This window comes from Mycobacterium sp. NPDC050441 (genome assembly GCF_040655355.1).
GTDB lineage: Bacteria > Actinomycetota > Actinomycetes > Mycobacteriales > Mycobacteriaceae > Mycobacterium.
Map to the genome: position 1 here is coordinate 274,658 of NZ_JBFAJS010000001.1, position 18,476 is coordinate 293,133.

Annotated in this window: 19 protein-coding genes; 5 read left to right on the forward strand and 14 right to left on the reverse strand. The window is 67.2% G+C overall.

The features are described from left to right. Positions 1–7 precede the first annotated feature (7 nt). Entirely contained in the window at positions 8–1,327 is a 1,320-nt protein-coding gene (locus AB0I14_RS01445) for an aspartate aminotransferase family protein (protein ID WP_358014799.1), read from the reverse strand. Between the two features lie 30 nt (positions 1,328–1,357). After that, positions 1,358–2,914, reverse strand: a complete 1,557-nt coding sequence (locus tag AB0I14_RS01450) for an APC family permease (protein WP_358014802.1) — start codon at positions 2,912–2,914, stop codon at positions 1,358–1,360. Between the two features lie 213 nt (positions 2,915–3,127). Between AB0I14_RS01450 and AB0I14_RS01455 the strand changes: the two genes are divergently transcribed. Continuing rightward, complete coding sequence (locus tag AB0I14_RS01455; RefSeq protein ID WP_358014805.1) at positions 3,128–3,889, forward strand: GntR family transcriptional regulator; 762 nt, start codon at positions 3,128–3,130, stop codon at positions 3,887–3,889. Positions 3,890–3,891: 2 nt separating this feature from the next. Here the strand turns inward: AB0I14_RS01455 and AB0I14_RS01460 are convergent, their stop codons facing one another. Next, entirely contained in the window at positions 3,892–4,854 is a 963-nt protein-coding gene (locus AB0I14_RS01460) for an endonuclease/exonuclease/phosphatase family protein (RefSeq protein ID WP_358014808.1), read from the reverse strand. 1 nt (position 4,855) lies between these two features. Continuing rightward, on the reverse strand, positions 4,856–5,866 hold the full coding sequence (gene fgd, locus AB0I14_RS01465; RefSeq protein WP_358014811.1) for a glucose-6-phosphate dehydrogenase (coenzyme-F420): 1,011 nt from the start codon (positions 5,864–5,866) through the stop codon (positions 4,856–4,858). Between the two features lie 34 nt (positions 5,867–5,900). Between fgd and AB0I14_RS01470 the strand changes: the two genes are divergently transcribed. After that, on the forward strand, positions 5,901–6,641 hold the full coding sequence (locus AB0I14_RS01470) for an MBL fold metallo-hydrolase (protein WP_358014814.1): 741 nt from the start codon (positions 5,901–5,903) through the stop codon (positions 6,639–6,641). On the opposite strand, the gene AB0I14_RS01475 is transcribed toward AB0I14_RS01470, so the two are convergent. From AB0I14_RS01475 to AB0I14_RS01490, 4 genes are all read right to left on the reverse strand, one after another. Continuing rightward, a complete protein-coding gene (locus tag AB0I14_RS01475) occupies positions 6,638–6,919 on the reverse strand; it encodes a hypothetical protein (RefSeq protein ID WP_358014816.1) in 282 nt (93 codons plus the stop codon). The genes AB0I14_RS01470 and AB0I14_RS01475 overlap by 4 nt on opposite strands. A 65-nt stretch (positions 6,920–6,984) precedes the next feature. Beyond that, positions 6,985–8,082 carry an LLM class flavin-dependent oxidoreductase gene (locus AB0I14_RS01480; RefSeq protein WP_358014819.1) on the reverse strand — a complete coding sequence of 366 codons (1,098 nt, stop codon included), beginning with the start codon at positions 8,080–8,082 and terminating at the stop codon, positions 6,985–6,987. Further along, positions 8,079–8,570, reverse strand: a complete 492-nt coding sequence (locus AB0I14_RS01485) for a GNAT family N-acetyltransferase (protein ID WP_358014823.1) — start codon at positions 8,568–8,570, stop codon at positions 8,079–8,081. The genes AB0I14_RS01480 and AB0I14_RS01485 overlap by 4 nt, the downstream gene beginning before the upstream one ends. Before the next feature lie 105 nt (positions 8,571–8,675). Next, positions 8,676–9,755, reverse strand: a complete 1,080-nt coding sequence (locus tag AB0I14_RS01490) for a class I SAM-dependent methyltransferase (protein ID WP_358014826.1) — start codon at positions 9,753–9,755, stop codon at positions 8,676–8,678. Positions 9,756–9,828: 73 nt separating this feature from the next. On the opposite strand from AB0I14_RS01490, the gene AB0I14_RS01495 reads away from it, so the two are divergent. Then, positions 9,829–10,680, forward strand: coding sequence for an SDR family oxidoreductase (locus tag AB0I14_RS01495; protein WP_358014829.1), 852 nt, complete (start codon positions 9,829–9,831; stop codon positions 10,678–10,680). Here AB0I14_RS01495 and AB0I14_RS01500 read toward each other — a convergent pair. From AB0I14_RS01500 to AB0I14_RS01525, 6 genes are read right to left on the reverse strand one after another with little or no spacing between them, the layout of a single operon-like run. After that, positions 10,677–11,096 carry a hypothetical protein gene (locus AB0I14_RS01500; protein WP_358014832.1) on the reverse strand — a complete coding sequence of 140 codons (420 nt, stop codon included), beginning with the start codon at positions 11,094–11,096 and terminating at the stop codon, positions 10,677–10,679. The two genes, AB0I14_RS01495 and AB0I14_RS01500, sit on opposite strands and share 4 nt — an antisense overlap. Before the next feature lie 13 nt (positions 11,097–11,109). Beyond that, positions 11,110–12,333 carry an O-succinylhomoserine sulfhydrylase gene (locus AB0I14_RS01505; RefSeq protein WP_358014835.1) on the reverse strand — a complete coding sequence of 408 codons (1,224 nt, stop codon included), beginning with the start codon at positions 12,331–12,333 and terminating at the stop codon, positions 11,110–11,112. Between the two features lie 21 nt (positions 12,334–12,354). Further along, positions 12,355–12,768 carry a rhodanese-like domain-containing protein gene (locus tag AB0I14_RS01510; RefSeq protein ID WP_358016683.1) on the reverse strand — a complete coding sequence of 138 codons (414 nt, stop codon included), beginning with the start codon at positions 12,766–12,768 and terminating at the stop codon, positions 12,355–12,357. Further along, the gene (locus AB0I14_RS01515) at positions 12,765–13,229 is read right to left on the reverse strand and encodes a lumazine-binding protein (protein WP_358014837.1); all 465 of its coding nucleotides are present in this window, start codon (positions 13,227–13,229) and stop codon (positions 12,765–12,767) included. The genes AB0I14_RS01510 and AB0I14_RS01515 overlap by 4 nt, the downstream gene beginning before the upstream one ends. 5 nt (positions 13,230–13,234) lie before the next feature. Beyond that, entirely contained in the window at positions 13,235–14,509 is a 1,275-nt protein-coding gene (gene purT / locus AB0I14_RS01520) for a formate-dependent phosphoribosylglycinamide formyltransferase (RefSeq protein ID WP_358014840.1), read from the reverse strand. Between the two features lie 24 nt (positions 14,510–14,533). Further along, the gene (locus tag AB0I14_RS01525) at positions 14,534–14,836 is read right to left on the reverse strand and encodes a UBP-type zinc finger domain-containing protein (protein WP_358014843.1); all 303 of its coding nucleotides are present in this window, start codon (positions 14,834–14,836) and stop codon (positions 14,534–14,536) included. 43 nt (positions 14,837–14,879) lie between these two features. On the opposite strand from AB0I14_RS01525, the gene AB0I14_RS01530 reads away from it, so the two are divergent. Next, positions 14,880–16,469, forward strand: a complete 1,590-nt coding sequence (locus AB0I14_RS01530; protein WP_358014846.1) for a Na+/H+ antiporter — start codon at positions 14,880–14,882, stop codon at positions 16,467–16,469. Continuing rightward, complete coding sequence (locus AB0I14_RS01535; protein ID WP_358014849.1) at positions 16,462–18,468, forward strand: MMPL family transporter; 2,007 nt, start codon at positions 16,462–16,464, stop codon at positions 18,466–18,468. Before AB0I14_RS01530 ends, AB0I14_RS01535 begins: the two co-directional genes overlap by 8 nt. Positions 18,469–18,476: the final 8 nt, after the last annotated feature.

The following is an 18,476-nucleotide window of genomic DNA, read 5'->3' on the forward strand; positions in this document are numbered from 1 at the left end:
CCCTAGATCAACCCAGCGCCGCCACCGCCCCCGCAAATTCCGTACAGAACCAGTCCACGTCGCTGTCCGAGAACACCAACGGTGGACGCACCTTGAGGACGTTGCCGTGGGTGCCGCACACCGAGATCAGCACCTTGCGGTCGCGCATCGCGTTGACCAGGTCGTGGGCACCGGTGCGGTCGGGGGTCTTGAGGTCGGGGTCGGTGACCATCTCGACGCCGGCGTACAGCCCCGCCCCTCGGACATCCCCGATGCGCGGATTCTCGGCGGCCACCCGGGTGAGCTCGTCGCGCAGGGCGGTGCCGACCCGCGCCGCGTTGGCCATCAGCCCTTCATCCTCGATGACGTCGAGCACCGCGCCCGCCGCGGCCATCGACACCGGATTGCCGCCGAAGGTGTTGAAGTACGGCACCTCGCGGGCGAACGCCTCGAGCACCTCGCTGCGGGCGGCCATCGCCGCCACCGGCAACCCGTTGGCCATCGGCTTGCCCATGGTGACCAGGTCGGGCACGACGCCGTGGCGGGTGAAGCCCCACATCGACTCCCCGGTGCGGCCGAAACCGGGCTGCACCTCGTCGGCGAGGAACACCCCGCCGGCCGCGCGTACCGCCGCCACCGCGGGCGCCAGCACCGAGGGGTCGGGGTAGATACCGTCGGAGGAGAAGAAGGTGTCCACGATCAGGGCGCTCAGGCCATGGCCGGCCGCCTTCAGCTCGCCGATCGCTGCCTCCACATCGGCCAGGAACCGGTCTGCCACATCGGCGCCCGAGCGGTAGCTGTCCGGAGCGGCCACGGCGCGCACATGCGGCCCCATGGCGGTGGCTCCACCGATCGACGGTGAAATCGCCGTCACCGCTTCGGTATTGCCGTGGTAGGCGTCGCGAGTGACGATCACACCGCGTGCCCCGGTGTACATCTGGGCGACCCGCAGGGCCAGGTCGTTGGCCTCCGAGCCGGTGCAGGCGTACATCACCTGGTCGACTTCGCCTGGGAGCGTGGCCAACAGCCGCTGCGAGTACTCCACGATGCCGTCGTGCAGGTAGCGGGTATGGGTATTGAGTGTCTCGGCCTGGCGGGCGATGGCGGCCACCACGTGCGGGTGGCAGTGCCCGACGCTGACGACGTTGTTGTACGCGTCGAGGTAGCGCGCGCCGTCTGCGTCGAACAGGTGGCTGCCGCGGCCGCGGACCAGGTGCACCGGCCGTTCGTAGAACAGCCGGTACGCCGGTCCCAGTAGGTGGGTGCGGGCCTCGATCAGCTTTTCGGTGTCAGGATCGGTCGAAAGGCCGCTGTAGCTGTTCGAATCCATGATGTTGGAAAAACCCATGGCATCCCTTTCGCGACTTGCGGCCACCCGCTAACGTTCGTGCGCTTCCTCCAACACTGTGCGCCCGAGATCGGAATAACGTTCCGGATCCTTGAATTTCAGGAACAGTGCCCACAGCACACCGCCGATCCCGGCGATGCCGACAACATACGGGATCGATGTGAAGATCCAGTCGGAAGCGGCCGTACCCGCGGCAAACGACGCGTTCTTGGCCAACAGGTAGATGACGTAGAGCATGCCGGTTCCGCCCAGCAACGGCGCCAGGAAGGTGGTGAACCAGTTCGCGGTTTCCGGGTGGCGCTTCTGCACGTGGAAGTAGGAGATCACCGAGAACGCCGCCAGGGCCTGGACGATCATGATGGCCGTGGTGCCCAGCAACGCCATCAGGCCGTAGAGCCCGGTGTAGGAGTCACGTCCGGTGATGTCGAAGAACAGCACGACCACGGTCGCGAAACCGGTCTGCACGAATCCGGCGATGTGCGGCGAACCGTGTACCGGATGGGTGGAGCCGATGGTCTGGCGCATTCCGGGCACGACGTTCTCGCGCCCGAGCGCATACAGGTAGCGGGCAGCGCAGTTGTGGAACGCCATGCCGCAGGCGAAGGAACCGGACATCAGCAGAATCTTGAAGAGGTCGACGGCCCACTGTCCGAGGTGTTCGTGCACCGGGGTGAAGAAGATGTCACCGGCAGTGGTCGAATCCTGTGCCAGCGCAATCGCATTCTGCGGGCCGGTGCCGACGATCGCCAGCCACGAAACCAGTACGTAGAACACGCCGATACCGACCACCGAGCTGATCACCGCGATCGGGATGATCTTCTTGGGGTTGCGCGACTCCTCGCCGTACATGGCGCTGGACTCGAAGCCCACCCACGACCAGAACGCGAAGAACAAACCGACTCCGGCCGATCCGGCAACGGTGATCATGCTGCCGTCGGCACCGGCCACCTCGCCGGAGAGACTCTGAAAACCGTTGAGCGGGTTGAGCGATCCCAGTGACCAGCCCTGTGGTCCCCCACCGGTGAAGACCACCGACAGCGCCATCATGGCCAGCATGATGATCTCGGTGATCAGGAACACCGCGAGCACCTTGGCGGCCAGGTTGATGTCGAAGTAGGTCAGGACCGCGTTCACGGCCAGCATCACCACCGCGAAGAGAAGCCAGGGCACGTCGATGTTGAAGAACGACTTGAACAGATCATTGCCGAAGAACGAGAAGATGCCGATCAGCGAGGCCTCGAACACCATGTAGGCCAATGCGGTCAGGAATCCCGCACCGAGACCGACGACACGCCCCAGGCCGTGCGAGATGTATCCGTAGAAGGCACCGGTAGCGGTGATGTGCTTGCTCATCGCCGCGTAGCCGATGGCGAACAGGGTCAGCACGATGGTGGCGACGAAGTATCCGGCGGGCGCGTAGACGCCGTTGCCGAAGCCGACCGCGATCGGCACGTTGCCGACCATGGCGGTGATGGGGGCGGCCGTGGCGACCGCCATGAACAGCACGCCGACCAACCCGACGGCGTTGGGTTTGAGGCGTTGGATGGGGGCGCCGGACGGGGCCGGCGGATCGATGATCTCGCTCATTGCGGGTCCTAACTGAGGACGGCTTCTGGACCACTATTTGGTCTGATTGTTTGGCGTCGCCGACGGCATTGTGATGCGACGAAGCACATTGTTAGCCCGTAGAGGTGGCAGCGGCAACTCGAAACTTATTGCAGTTCAGGCCATTTATTGCCGTCATGTAAACCGGTCGGTTTTGGTCTGCTGCGTCCGGTCGATTTGGTTCATACTCGGGCGATGTCCCCGACATCCGGCGGCCCCGTCGCCGAGGACGTGCGCCGGCGCATCCTGTCCATGTTGGCCGCGGGCGCCCTGCGGCCCGGCTCGCGGCTGGGCACCGAACGTGAGATGGCGGCGGACTTCGCGGTGTCGCGGTCCACGCTGCGCAGCGCACTGCTGCCGTTGAGCCAGGCCGGCGTGCTGGAGCGCCGCACCGGGCGCAACGGCGGCACCTTCGTACGCGCCGATGTGGTCGAACGCAACGCCGCCGAGCTGGCCGGGCTACCGGACCGGTTGCGCAGCGGCGGCCACACCAGCGCCACCCGGGTACTGGCGACCGACCGCAGACCGGCCACCCCGGTGGAGTCGCAGGCCCTCGAAATCAACGACGGTGCAGACATATTCACGATCCGGCGGCTGCGGTACGCCGACGGTGCGCCGTTGTCGGTGGACCTTTCCTGCTTCGCCGCCGAGCGCATGGACGATCTGCTGGAACAGCCGCTCGGCGGTTCGCTCTACGAGTTGGTGCGGGTGCGGTACGGCCTGACCCCGGCTGCCACCACCGAGACCATCGAAGTGGTCAGCGCCAGCCCCCGCGAAGCACAATGGCTCGATATCGCCCAGCGCAAACCGCTCTTGGCCATCACGCGCGTCACCCGCGACAGCGACGGCCGGCCGTTCGAGTACGCCAATGACCTGTTCCGAGCCGACCGGGTACGGCTCACTGCCACCAGCCAGGGCAGCGTCGGTGCGGTGCAACGCTCGGTGAGCAGTGCTTGAGATCAGACACCTTGTGGGACAACGATATCCGTGATCAGTGCCATGTGGTCGGCACCCGGCACCAACTCTGTTCGCACCGCCGTGGCGTCGGCATTGCGCAACAGCACATGGTCGATGCCGACGGCCGGTACCCGCCGGGGGCCGACCGGGAAGGTGCGGATCATGCCGCCGCCGGCCTGCTCCGCGGCGTCGCGGTAGCCGGTGGCGAGCAATTCACGGAACGGCAGCATGTCGTGGGTGGCATTGAAGTCCCCGGCCACGATCACCGGGCCCGGTCCGGCCTCGTCGGCGAGCTCGCGCAGCATCGTCGGGAACTTCTCCATGTCCGTGCGCCACGACTCGATCGGCTGCGGCCACGGCGCGGCGAAATGGATGCCGACCAGGATCGGGGCCACCGCGACGTCGGGGACGTGCAACCGCGCTCGCAGCATCACCATCGAGTACCCGGGAACGTGAGCGCCCTCGGTCAGCGGGAACCGGCTCCATATCCCGAGGCCGCCGGCCATCGGCTCCGGGTCGAAGATCCGGTGGCCGAAGGTGTTCTCCAGCCCCGCCGCGATCAGCCCGTCGGCAGCCTCCTGCGTGAGCTCCTGCAACACAACGACATCGGCGGTCCGCTCGGCAGCGGCCACCACGGCGGCGGGATCACCGCGCCCCATACCCAGATTCGAACTGAACACCCGCACCGGTGCCGACTGCGCCGTCACCGCCTCCGGACCGAGGTACTGCGGCACCTGGATCACCGCGGCCGCCAGCGTCAGCACCAGGGCCAACGCCGTCAGCACCCACCGCCGACCGAGTACCAGCAGCAGCACTGCCACCGGGGCCGCCAGGGTCAGGTACGGCGATGCCGTCGCCAACAGCACCGTGCCGTGGCGGCCCAGCGGTACGTAGCGCACCGCCAGGCCCACCGCGGCGACACCCGCCGCGACCACCCCGAAGAGGGTCGCGAGAATTCGGATCAACTCAGCCGAGCTTGCGCAGCCGCGGTTCCAGATCCTTCTTGAACAGGTCGAGGAAACGACGCTGGTCGTGACCGGGGGCGTGGAACACCAGATGGTTCAGGCCCCACTTGATGTACTGGCCGACCTTCTCGACCGCCTCATCGGGATCCGAGGCGACGATCCAGCGCTTGGCGACCTGCTCGATGGGCAGTGCGTCGGCAGCCTTCTCCATCTCGATCGGATCCTCGATCGAGTGCTTCTGCTCGGGGGTCAGCGACAGCGGCGCCCAGAACCGGGTGTTCTCCAACGCCAGCTTCGGGTCGGGATCGTAGGAGATCTTGATCTCGATCATCCGGTCGATGTCCTCGGCGTTGCGGCCGGCAGCCTCGGCGCCCTCCTTCACGGCGGGGATGAGCTTGTCCTTGTACAGCTCCTCCCCCTTGCCGGAGGTGCAGATGAAGCCGTCACCCGCACGGCCCGCGTACTTGGCCACCACCGGACCGCCCGCGGCGATGTAGACCGGGATGCCACCCTCGGGGACGTCGTAGATCGAGGCGCCCTTGAGCTTGTAGTACTCGCCGTCGAAATCGACGCGGTCGCCCACCCACAGCTCGCGCATGAGCTTGACCGACTCGCGCAGCCGGGCGAAGCGCTCCTTGAACTCGGGCCATTCCCCGCTGTAGCCGGTGGCGATCTCGTTGAGCGCCTCGCCGGTGCCCACCCCGAGGAAGATGCGGCCCGGGTACAGACAGCCCATGGTCGCGAACGCCTGAGCGATCACCGCGGGGTTGTACCGGAAGGTCGGCGTCAGCACCGAGGTGCCCAGCACGAGCCGCTCGGTACGCTCGCCCACCGCCGTCATCCAGGCCAGCGAGAACGGCGCATGCCCACCTTCGTGTCGCCACGGCTGGAAATGGTCGCTGACCGTCGCGCTGTCCATACCCGCCGCTTCGGCCAGCACTGCCAGCTCGACGAGTTCCCGGGGCGCGAACTGCTCCGCCGACGCCTTATAACCAAGTTTGAGTTCAGCCACGGTTCGTTTCTACTCCTGTGCCTAAACTCGCGACATGGCAGCAGTGCTGAGCGCGATCACCGAGCATGTGCACTTCGCACAAACCGACCTGGTCAACTGGACGCTGGTGACCGACGGGGATCGGGTCATGCTGATCGACGCCGGCTTCCCGGGGCAGCGCCAGGACGTCATCGGGTCGGTGAACCAACTCGGGTACTCCATCGACGACATCGCCGCCGTGCTGCTGACCCACGCTCACATCGACCACTTCGGCACCGCGATCTGGTTCGCGAAAACCCATGGCATACCGGTGTTCTGCCACGAGACCGAACTCGGTCACGCCAAGCGTGAATATCTCGAGCAGGCCGCACCCGCCGATGTGGTGCGCAACATCTGGCAGCCCCGCTGGCTGAAGTGGGCGGCCACCATCACCGCCAAGGGCGGCATGAATCACGCCGGCATCCCCACCGCGCAGGCGCTGACGGCCGAGATCGCCGCCGGGCTACCTGGGGCGCCCGTAGCCGTGCCCACGCCGGGTCACACCGGCGGACACTGCTCGTTCATCGTCGGCGGTGCCCTGGTCAGTGGCGACGCACTGGTGACGGGGCACCCGCTGTTGCGGCGCACCGGCCCCACTCTGCTTCCGGCGTTGTTCAACCACGACGAGGACGGCTGTCTGCGCAGCCTCGAGACGCTCGGGGTGCTGGGTACCGACATCATGCTTCCCGGACACGGGCCGATGTGGCGCGGATCGATCGCCGACGCCGCCGCGGCGGCGGCCGCCGTCCACGCCTAGTGCTGCAGGATCCGGTACCCCAGCAGGAAGAACCCGGTCAAGCACAAACCGCAGGCCAGCACGATCGTCGGCATCAGGACCATCTGGTCGAGTTCGTCGGGATCGAACACCTCGTCGTCGTACACCGACCCGAACAGCACTCGGGCAAACTTGGTCCGGCGAAATGCGTGCATCCGCCGTCGCGATTCCGCCGATTCGGCCCGGCGACCGATGAACAGCCGCAAAGCCACCCCGGTCGCGAACACCACCGCAGCCGCTGCCAGTAGCAGCGATCCCACGATTACCTGCAGACTCGGCAAATACACCCCTAGCGGTGACGACAGCTTCGGGGCCAGCCTAGCCGCTAATTGCCCCACCGCTCGGCGATCAGCTGGTGGGAGCGCAGCCGGTCGGAGTGCCGGTGCGTCACCGAGGTGATGACGAGTTCGTCCGCCCCGCTGACCCGCGCCAGCGCCTCCAGCCGCGTGGCGACCTGATCGGGGTCGCCGACGAATTGTGTTGCGACACGGTCCCGGACCACCTCCAGCTGCTCGTCGGACAGCGGACCGCAGTCGGCCGGATCCGGGTACGGCACCGCGCCGCCGCCGGCCCGGATCGAATAAACCCAGTGGCCGTAGCTCGATGCCAACTTTCGTGCGGTGGCTTCGTCGTCGGCCACGACCACGTCGGCCGACACCGCCACGTACGGCTCGGACAGGCTCTCCGACGGTGTGAATCCGTTGCGGTACACCTCGATTGCCTCCAGCGCGGTGGCCGGGGTGATGTGATAGCTGGCCACGAACGGCAGCCCGCGCGCGGCAGCGACGCGCGCACTCTGTCCCTTGCTGCTGCCGAACACCCACGGTGTCAGGCCGGCGCCCGCACCGGGAACCGCAGTGCCCACCTCATAGCGGCCGGCGAGCATGGCCAGGATGTCATCCACCTGGCCGGCGAAATCCGGTGTGAGCGCTTCGGGTTGCTGCAACACCGCCATCCGCGACTGCAGCCGCGGGTCCCGCATCAGCGCGCTGATGTCGTAGGGCGCCGGGATCACCACACCGTCGATCTCGTGCCACTGGCGCGGCGGTCTGGGCTCACGCGGCTTGTCCCGTACCGCTTCGGCGCGTTTCTGACCCGAGCGGCCCACCCCCAGATCGATGCGGCCGGGATGGAACGCAGCCAGTGTGCCGAAGCTCTCGACCACGGCGACCGCCGTGGTGTGGCCGAGTTGCACGGCCGCGGTCCCGACCCTGATCCGTTCGGTGGCCGCGGCGATCTGCCCCACCAGGACCGCGGGCGAGGAGCTGGCCACCGATACGAAGTGGTGCTCGGCGACCCAATACCGTTGGTAGCCCCACTGTTCGGCGTGACGGGCCAGATCGACAGTGTTATGCAGCGCAGTCTGCGCATCGCTGCCCGCACTGATCGGTGCCAGGTCGAGGATCGAGAGTGGCACTGTCACGTCGACGTCAGCTCCTTCTCGAACGCGATCGGGAAGACCGTCCCCTCCCCTTCAGGAGGCATCGGGGCAATGAGCCGGGTGTAGCCCGCCGAGTCGTAGAGCGCCTCGGCCTCCGGCTGCAGATGGCCCGTCGTCAGATAAACCCTCCGATATCCGCGCGCGGCGATCTCGCGTTCGAGGTGGGCGAGCAGCACCCTGCCGTATCCACGCTTGCGATAGCGACTGTCGGTCCAGATACGTTTGAGTTCGGCGGTCTCGGCGTCGAATCGGGTGAATGCGCCACCGGTAACCGGCACGCCGTCGAGCACGCCGATGTACAGGCCGCCGCCGGGCGGGGCGAACTCGTCGCCCGACTTCCCGCGCAGCCAGCCCATCATCAGTTCGGGCGTGCCGCCGTACCGTCCCGAGTACTCCACCGACAACTCGGCCAGCAGCGGCGTGGCCAGTGGATCATCCAGGCCGACCGCGACAAACCGCACATCACTCACGGGGGCTGACTTAACCACCGTTTCGATACCCACGGCAGCTTCAACGCGCAGCCATGGTCGGGATATGCCCACCGGCTCAGCCTGATTAAAAGGCGGCCGAGCTGCTCATTTCCTGGCGAGGTAGTAGTAGTTCGACGGGTCCTGCTCGACCTCGGCGACTTCCACATCGGCGAATCCGGCGTCGGCCAGCATCGACACGGCCAACTGCCGGCCCCACATCGTGCCCAGCCCGGCGCCTCCCAGACCGAGCGAGACCGACATGCAATGCGTCAGGGAGACGGCGTAGCGATACGTGCTCATCGCGGCGCCGATGTTGTCCTCCAGCCGACTGGAAGCCTTGATGTCGGCCATCACCAGCACTCCACCCGGCCGCAGCGCGCGGTAGATGTTCTCCAGTACCCGGGCCGGCTGCGCCTGGTCATGAATCGCATCGAATGCGGTGATGACGTCGTACGACGCGGTCCGGTCCAGGTCCGCCAAGTCGGCAGCCAGGAACGAGACATTGGTCAAACCACGTTGCGCCGCCTGGGCGGCCCCGGTGGCGATGGCTTCCGGCGAGAAGTCGATACCGGTGAATCGGCTGGCCGGATAGGCCCGGGCCATCAGGCCGAGCGCGTACCCGCTGCCACAACCGAAATCGGCGACGTCGATTCCGCTCTCGAGCCGTCGAGGAAGGCCATCGACCAATGGCAGCACGGCACTGATCAGGGCGGCGTCGAACACCTCTCCACTCCGCTCGGCCATCACGGTGTGGAAGCGCGGATAGTCGTCGTAGCTCAGGCCGCCGCCATCGCGGAAGCAGCCGAGGATCTTCTGTTCGACTTCGCACATCAGCGGGACGTACTGGGCCAGGCGCGCCAGATTGCCCAGGCCGGAGTCGCGTGTGAGCGCAGCGGCGCGGTGGCCGGGCAACCGATACGTCGAGGACTCCGCGTCGTAGTCGACCACCCGCCCCGCGGCCATCCCGCCGAGCCATTCACGGACGTAGCGTTCGTCGAGGCCGGCTGCGTCGGCGATCTCGGCGCTGGTTGCCGACGGCAGCTTCGCCATCGCGTCGAACAGCCCGGTCTGGTGGCCGATGCTCAACAGGAGGGTCAACCCTGCACTGTCGATCGCCGAGGTGATCCGTTCGGAGAAGTCTTCAGCCGTCTCGGTAACTGTCTGCTGGTCAGTGCCATTCGCCATCACGCCCGCCCAGACTACGCCGCCTCGGCCACCCCCTTCCGGAGAAAACTTGACACGTGTAAAGTTCGCCGCCATGGACAACATCAGGGGCAAGACCATCGCGATCACCGGCGCCGCCCGCGGCATCGGTTACGCCACCGCCAAGGCCCTGCTGGCCAAGGGCGCCCGCGTCGTCATCGGCGACCGTGACGTCGCCCTTCAGGAGTCGGCCGTCGTCGAGCTGACCAAGCTCGGCCAGGTGTCCGGCTACCCGCTCGACGTCACCGACCGCGAATCGTTCGCGACCTTCCTGGACAAGGCCCGCACCGACGGCGGCGGGCACATCGACGTGCTGATCAACAACGCCGGTGTCATGCCGGTCGGGCCGTTCCTGGAACAGTCCGAGCAGTCGATCCGGTCCAACATCGAGGTGAACGTGTACGGCGTGCTCACCGGCTGCCAGCTGGCGCTGCCCGAGATGGTGAAGCGCCGTAGCGGCCACGTCATCAACATCGCCTCGCTGTCGGGCCTGATCCCGCTGCCGGGCCAGGTGGTCTACGTCGGCTCCAAGTACGCAGTCGTCGGGCTGTCCACCGCGCTGGCCGACGAGATGGCGCCGCACGGGGTCGACGTGTCGGTGGTCATGCCGCCGTTCACCAACACCGACCTGATCTCGGGCACCAAGTCCGGTGGAGCCATCAAGCCGGTCGAGCCCGAAGAAATTGCAGCAGCCATCGTCAAAACTTTGAACAAGCCCAAGACCCACGTGTCAGTGCCGCCACCCCTGCGTTTCACCGCACAGGCCGCACAGATGCTGCCCCCCAAAGGCCGCCGCTGGATGAACAAGAAACTGGGCCTGGACAGCGTGTTCCTGGAATTCGACGCGGCCAAGCGCAAGAGCTACGAGGATCGGGCCCAGGCAGCCCAGGGCGTCATCGAGAGCTAGTCAACGGCGAACGTCGGCAGCTCGGCGCCGTGGCGGTAGCCCTCGATCACCTCGAGGGCACCGCCGAGCAATTCCTCGTGGGTGAACTCGTAGCGCTCGACGCTGCCGACGAACACCACCCGCACGATCTCGCCGTCCTCGGCCGCGTCCAGCCACAGTGAGGTAACCGGGAGGCCGTCGGACACCTCGGCGCCGGACGGCTCGTAGAACCACACCGCATAGTCGTCGCTGGACTCATCTTCGTCAAAAGTCCAGCCGCGCGCGGTGATTCGCTCGTCGAACTCGGCCAGATCGGCGACGACGGCATCCGGGATGTCGGCCAACTGATCGACCATCTCGTGGGGCACCAGGTGCGTGTCACGAGTGGCCTGCCGCTTTTTGCGGCGGGCCTTCTTGGCGTCGGAGCCCTTGGACACGACCTGCCCTCGCCTAGCTCAGCGCCTGGTCGAGATCGGCGATCAGGTCCTCGGTGCCTTCCAGGCCGATCGAGATGCGCACGACGCCGTCGCCCAGCCCGATCGCGGCGCGACCCTCCGGCCCCATGGCCCGGTGCGTGGTGGTGGCCGGGTGCGTGATCAGCGTCTTGGCGTCGCCCAGGTTGTTCGAGATGTCGATGACGCGCAGCTTGTCGAGCACCTCGAACGCGCGGTCCTTCGCAGATCCATTCTTGCCAGCGGCAAGTTCGAACGTGACGACGGTGCCGCCGCCGCGCATCTGACGCTTGGCCAGGTCGTATTGCGGATGCGATTCCAGGAACGGGTACTTGACCCAATTCACGCCAGCCTTGGCCTCCAGGAACTCGGCGATCCGCTGCGCCGAGCGATTCGAATAATCCACCCGGACCGCAAGCGTCTCAAGGCCTTTCAGCAGCGTCCAGGCATTGAACGCGCTGATCGCCGGGCCGGTGTGGCGCATGAGCTTCTGCACCGGGCCGTCGATGTACTCCTTGTCGCCCAGGATCGCCCCGCCGAGCACGCGGCCCTGCCCGTCGATGTGCTTGGTGCCCGAATACACCACCACATCCGCGCCGAGCGGCATACCCTGCTGCAGCAGCGGCGTCGCGAAGACGTTGTCCAGCACCACCTTTGCTCCGGCGGCATGGGCCAGCTCGGACACCGCGGCGATATCCACCAGGGACTGCATCGGGTTGGACGGCGTCTCGAAGAACACCGCCGTCGTTGGCACCGACAGCGCCTCTTCCCACTGCGCGAGGTCTTCGCCGTCGACGAACACCGTCTCCACACCCCAGCGCGGCAGGATCTCGTTACACACCACGAAACACGACCCGAACAGGCTCCGGGCGGCCACCAGGCGGTCACCCGCGCCCAGAAGTGCACCAAGCGCGGTGAACACCGCCGCCATGCCGGTGGCGGTCGCAAAACATGCGGGCGCATCTTCGATGAGCCGCAGCCGCTCCTCGAACATCGAGATGGTCGGGTTGCCGTAGCGGGAGTAGACGAAGCGGTCGATCTCGCCGGTGAACGCCTGCTCGGCCGCGGACGCGGATTCGTAGACGTACCCCGAGGTCAGGTACATCGCCTCGGCAGTTTCCTCGAACTCCGACCGCAGCAGACCGCCGCGCACACCGATGGTGGCCTGGCTGACGCCGTCGGGCAGGGCAGCCGGGATCCGGACAGATGGGATGTCAGTCATATTTGTTTTCGACTCTGCTACTCAACTTTGTTTCCAAGGCAGACCGACGGCTTTCCAACCGGTACCACCACGGTGGCGGTGCTGGTCGAGATTGCCCTCGAATCCGTCGAGGATGTTGTACGACGGCGCGATGCCAGCCGCGGTGGCGGCCTCGGCAGCGCCGATCGAACGGTTGCCGGAGCGACACAGGAAGACCACCGGCCGCTCGCCCGGCGTCACGCCAGACGCCTGAAGATCGTCGACGAACGCATCATTGTGGCCGCCGTCGGTACGGTTCCACTCCACGTAGATCACGTCACGCTCGAGGGTGGACAGATCCGGCACGCCGACAAAGCGCCACTCGGCGTCGGTACGACAGTCCACCAGCACGGCCTCGGAATTCTCACTCAGAAGCTTCCAGGCCTCCTCAGGCGTGATGTCTCCTGCATAGCTCACGGGCGTGAGTCTCCCATACTCGAACAGACGCGCCATTGGCCGTCCTCGCGCACAAAGGCCGTCTCGGTGTTCACCTTGGCGTCCGGGGTGTTGCCGAAGTGGTAAACCACGGTTGCCGTGGCCCGATCACCCTCGACATGCACCGCGGTGACGTCGTCGACATACCTGGCACCCTGCTTGGCCACCGAATCACGCTGCCGGGCAATGAAATCTACCTCGGTGCCGCGTTGCGCGGTGCAGGTGTGATCCGAGAATTCGCCGAAGTTCTCCCTCTGCAGAGCGTCATTCTGGCCGACCGCCGCGAGGCTGACCTTCTGGTCCTCGCTCCGCCCGTCGCTGCCGAAGACGTTGAGCAGAACCACAACGATCACCACGAGCACAATGACGGCCAGTGCGCCGAGGAAGGGCGCCATCGTGGGCCGATCCTCGGTGTCGTCGGTGTCGTCGGTGCTGTCAGCCATCCCGGCTACCACAGCTTGCGCAGCGCAGAGCCGACCCGGCGGGCACGGTCACGGGCAATGATCACATCAGGCGCGGTGGCCAGTGCGACCCCGAGGCGCCGCGGGGCCTCGGATTCACCCGGCCGGCCGAACAACCGCACATCGCTTTCCGACGTGGCCAGCGCCTCGGACAACACACCGCTGATGTCGGCCGACAGCTCGCCGGCATCGGCCCCGCCGTAGCTGATCTCGGCGGCTGCCGGGGAGATCATGATGGTGTCCACCGCCAGGCCCAGAATCGCCCTGGCATGCAGCTCGAACTCCGACAACCGCTGCGACCGCAGCGTCACCAGCCCGCTGTCGTGCGGCCGGATCCGGACATCGGAGAAATACACGTCGTCGCCCTGAACCAGCAGCTCGACCCCGAACACCCCACGTCCACCCAACGAGTTGACGATCCGTGCGGAGATGGACTTCGCGGCGTCCAGGGCGGCCGGCGACAGCGGCTGAGGCTGCCACGACTCCAGCACGTCCGCACCGACCTGACGATGCCCGATCGGCTCGCAGAACTGCACACCGGGACCCGACGGCCCGGCCGTGCGCACGGTCAACATCGTGATCTCGTATTCGACCTCGACCACGGACTCGGCCAGCACGCGATTCTGCGCGATGTGTCCGGCGGTGGTCGCACGCTGCCAGGCCGGTTCGATGTCGTCGGGCCGCAGCAGCACCGACTCACCGTCGCGTTGCGCGCCCACGACCGGCTTGACCACCAACGGGAAGCCGGCATGCTCGGCCACTGCGGTCAGCTCCTCGACCGAACCGGCGAACCAGAACGGCACCGTGGGCAGGCCCAGCTCGTCCGACGCCAGCCGGCGCAGGCCTTCGCGGTCCTGGCTGAGCCGGATGCTGCGCGGGGCAGGCAGAACCTCGGTACCGCCCCGCTCGGCCACCGCCACCAGGGCGTCGGCGGCGATGACGCCGGACTCGGCCACCACGTAACGCGGCTTCTCCCGCTCGATGAGCGCGGCGAGTTCCTCGGCGTCATTCGTCTTGATCACCGCCGAGCGGTCCGCGACGCCGTGCGCAGGTGCGTAGTACCGGTCCGCGGCCACCACGACGCCGCCGAGCCGCTGGAACGCCAGCGCGAGCTCCCGGCTCAACTCACCCGAGCCCAGCAGCAGCACCGTCGCAGCGGGGTCGGTGGGCTTGTCGGCGGGCTTGTCGGCGCCCTCTTCGGCGCCGTCGACCTGATCGTCGGTCAGGTCATCGGTCTGCGCGTCCTCAATCGATTCACTCATCGCACACACCAGCCTGCCAGATCGTCACCCGACCCGATGGTCGATATAGCACCAACGCCAACTCTCGCCGGGTTCCGCCGAGCGCATCACCGGATGACCGCTTTGCTGAAAGTGCTTGGTGGCATGCTGATGCGGGCTCGAGTCACAGCAACCGACATGACCGCACGTCATACACATCCGTAGATGCGCCCAGCTGTTCTCGCCGTCTTCCTCGCATTCCTGGCACTGTCCGGGAGTCAACGGTTGCGGCTCGGGGACCTCGGCGTCGAGATGTTCACAGGTGCGAGGCGTGGGACTGTGCTCACGCCGACGTGATCTCCTCAACATGTTGATCAAGGATAGGCACGGCACACGAAGGAGGAACGACAACGTGGGTGCCTCACTCCTGGCGGCGCTGGTCGCCGCAATCCTGCTGGCCGCCGTCGCCCGCCGCTTCGACGTCTCGGCGCCGTTGGCGCTGGTGGTGGCCGGACTCGCCGGCAGCGCACTACCCGGCTTCGACGATGTCCACCTGGATCCCGAACTGGTGCTCTTCGTGATCCTGCCGCCGCTGCTGTGGTCGGCGGGACTGGAGAGCAGCTATGTGGCGCTGCGCCGCAACATCCGGCCGATCGGGCTGCTCGCCGTCGGGTTACCGCTGGCCACGACGTTCGCTGTCGGCATCGTCGCGTTTCACACCGTGCCCGAACTCACCATCGCCGCGGCCCTGACCCTCGGAGCCATCGTGGCCCCGCCCGACGCGGTCTCGGCCACCGCGGTCGGCCGCCGGCTCGGTCTGCCCCGGCGCACCATGACCCTGCTGGGTGGGGAAAGCCTGCTCAACGACGCCACCGCACTGACCGCCTACAAGGTGGCACTCGGAGCCGCCATCGGCACGGCCGCCAGCTGGGGCACCGGCCTGGCCACCTTCGGGTTGGCCGCAGCCGGCGGCGTCGTGGTCGGTGGCGTTATCGGCATGGTGGTGCACTTCATCCGCACCCGCCTCGACGATCCGCTGGTCGAGAGCGCCATCGGCCTGATCGCGCCGTTCTTCACGTACCTGCTGGCCGAGGAGATCCACGGCTCGGGCGTGATCGCCGTGGTGGTGGCGGCGTTGATCCTGGGCCAGCGGGAGACACAGGCCGGCTACGCGACCCGCCTGCAGGACAAAGCGGTGTGGAAGGCCCTGCAGCTGATCCTCGAATCGTTCGCATTCCTGCTGATCGGCCTGCAGCTGCCGAAGGTGATCAGTGAACTTGCCGGCATCTCGGCGGCCACGCTGGCGATCTCGTCGGCGGCGGTGCTCACCACGGTGATCGGGGTGCGCATCGTGTGGGTGTACGTCTCGACCTATCTGCCCCGGCTGCTGTCCAAGAAGATCTGCTCCCGCGAGCCCGCGCCGCCGAGCGGGCAGGTGTTCGTCGTCGCCTGGGCGGGCATGCGCGGCGTGGTGTCGTTGGCCGCGGCGTTCGGTGTCCCGGCCACCACGCTGGCCGGTGATCAGTTCCCCGGCCGCCCGCAGTTGGTGTTCCTCACCTTTGTGGTCGTCGTCGGCACGCTTTTGCTGCACGGCCTGACGTTGCCGTGGTTCATCCGAGTGCTCGGGGCCCAGGGGGACGAGGCGCACAGCGACGCCGTCGCCACTGCCGCGGCGCAGGACAAGGCGGCGCGGGCCGCAGCTGAACGGCTCGACGCCCTGATGTCCGAACAATCGGCCACCGATGTGCCCGAACGTGCCGCCGACGTGCTGCGGGCGTGGAACACCCGGCGCCGCAATGCCGCCTGGGAACGTTTGGGCCGCGACGACGCCGACATCGGCGAGAGCCCGACGTCGGCATTCCGCCGGCTACGCCTCGAAATGCTTGCCGCCGAACGGGACACGTTCATCGCCGAGCGCGATGCGGGACACATCGACGACGAAGTTCTGCGTACTGTGCTGCATGGGCTCGACTTGGAAGAGGCGACACTGAATCGTGATTAGGCGTCTGGCGTGGCTCGCGGTGTTGGTCGTGATCGTCTCGGGCGCGCTACTGGGCCTGCTCAGCGACAGTGACGCCGCCTCGCAGTCGCCGGTCGCCGTTCCGTCCAATGCCGAGTCGGCACGGGCTGACGCACTGCGGGCCGATTTTCCCGGCGGAGATCAGGTTCCGGCGATCCTGGTGGTGACCCGCACGGACGGCGGTGAACTCACCACGGCCGATATCGACGCCACCGCCGATGCGCGGAACCGGATGACCGATGCGCCCGGCCCGCCCGTGGTGGTCGCCGACGACCGCAAAGCCGCCGTGGCAACCGTGCCGTTGAAGGCCGACCTGTCGGGCTTCGGGCTGAACGACGCCGTGAAGGATCTGCGCGCCACCGCGGCCAACGGGCTACCGGCCGGGTTGCGGGCACAGATCACCGGCGGTCCCGCGTTCGGTGCCGACATCGCCAATTCGTTTGCCGGAGCGAACATCACGCTGCTCGCGGTGACGGCGGCGGTCGTGGCCCTGCTGCTCATCGTCACCTACCGCTCGCCGGTGCTGTGGTTGGTGCCACTGCTCGTGATCGCCTTCGCCGACCGCGTCGGCGCCGTCGTCGGCACCGCGGTGGCCTCGGGACTCGGGCTGAGCCCGGACGGTTCCACCTCGGGCATCACCAGCGTGCTGGTATTCGGCGCGGGCACCAACTATGCGCTGCTGTTGATTTCGCGGTATCGCGAGGAACTGGGGCGCACCCAGCAACACCGTGAGGCTCTGGTGACGGCGGTGCGCGCCGCCGCCCCCGCGATCGTGGCCAGTAACGCCACCGTGGTGCTGGCCCTGCTGACACTGCTGTTCGCCTCCGCACCCAGCAACCGCAGCCTCGGCGTGCAGGCCGCATCGGGTCTGGTGGTCGCCGCGATCTTCGTCCTGGTCGTACTGCCGCCGTTTCTCGCGCTGTGCGGCAAGCGACTGTTCTGGCCGTTCATTCCGCAGGTCGGAGCGACGCCACTGACCGAAAGCGGTGTCTGGCACCGGATTGCCGACTCGGTGGCCCGCAAACCGGCCCGCGTGGCGGTGGCCTCGCTGGGCGGCCTGGCCGTCCTGTGCACCGCTCTGTTGTCCACTCCGATCGGGCTGACCCAGACCGAGCAGTTCCGGGTGCACGCCGAATCGGTGACCGGCTATCAGACACTGGCCGCCCATTTCCCGAGCGGTCTGACCGACCCCACCCGCGTCATCGCCTCCACCGCCAAGGCCGGCGCGGTGCAGCGGGCGATCACCGACACCCCCGGCGTCATCTCCGCCTCCCCCGCAGGCGAGTCGCCGACCGGGCTGAGCCAGTGGTCGGTCGTGCTCAAGGCCGAACCCGCCTCCGACGAGGCCTTCGAAACCATTGACACCCTGCGTGATTCAGTACATTCGGCGGACCGCACCGCGTTGGTGGGCGGGTCCGACGCGCAGGCCAGAGACATCGCCACAGCGGCGCAGCGCGACCGACTCGTGGTGATCCCGGCAATCCTCGCGGTAGTGCTGGCCGTGCTCTACCTGCTGCTGCGGTCGGTCTTCGCGCCGCTGGTACTGGTCGGGGTCACGGTGCTCAGCGCGCTGGCCGCACTCGGACTGGGCGGTTGGGCCAGCGTGCACATATTCGGATTCCCGGCCCTGGACAACAGCACCCCGCTGTTCGCCTTCCTGTTCCTGGTGGCTCTCGGCGTGGACTACACGATCTTCCTGGTGACCCGGGCCCGCGAAGAGACACCGGAGTACGGAACCCGCCAGGGCATCGTGCGTGCGGTGTCGGCCACCGGAGCGGTGATCACCAGTGCCGGTGTGGTGCTGGCGGCAGTGTTCTGCGTGCTGGGCGTGCTGCCGCTGATCGTGCTGACGCAGCTGGGCATCATCGTTGGGCTCGGCATCCTGCTGGACACCTTCGTGGTCCGCACAGTGATCATTCCTGCCCTGTTCACGTCGATCGGCCCCCGCATCTGGTGGCCGGGACTACGTGCCGAGCGCTAGCTTGGCAG

Coding starts and splice junctions, on each gene's coding strand:
- AB0I14_RS01445 (WP_358014799.1), bottom strand. CDS start 1,327: ATGGGTTTTTCCAACATCATGGATTCGAACAGCTACAGCGGCCTTTCG.
- AB0I14_RS01450 (WP_358014802.1), bottom strand. CDS start 2,914: ATGAGCGAGATCATCGATCCGCCGGCCCCGTCCGGCGCCCCCATCCAA.
- AB0I14_RS01455 (WP_358014805.1), top strand. CDS start 3,128: ATGTCCCCGACATCCGGCGGCCCCGTCGCCGAGGACGTGCGCCGGCGC.
- AB0I14_RS01470 (WP_358014814.1), top strand. CDS start 5,901: ATGGCAGCAGTGCTGAGCGCGATCACCGAGCATGTGCACTTCGCACAA.
- AB0I14_RS01490 (WP_358014826.1), bottom strand. CDS start 9,755: ATGGCGAATGGCACTGACCAGCAGACAGTTACCGAGACGGCTGAAGAC.
- AB0I14_RS01495 (WP_358014829.1), top strand. CDS start 9,829: ATGGACAACATCAGGGGCAAGACCATCGCGATCACCGGCGCCGCCCGC.
- AB0I14_RS01505 (WP_358014835.1), bottom strand. CDS start 12,333: ATGACTGACATCCCATCTGTCCGGATCCCGGCTGCCCTGCCCGACGGC.
- AB0I14_RS01515 (WP_358014837.1), bottom strand. CDS start 13,229: ATGGCTGACAGCACCGACGACACCGACGACACCGAGGATCGGCCCACG.
- purT (WP_358014840.1), bottom strand. CDS start 14,509: ATGAGTGAATCGATTGAGGACGCGCAGACCGATGACCTGACCGACGAT.
- AB0I14_RS01525 (WP_358014843.1), bottom strand. CDS start 14,836: ATGTTGAGGAGATCACGTCGGCGTGAGCACAGTCCCACGCCTCGCACC.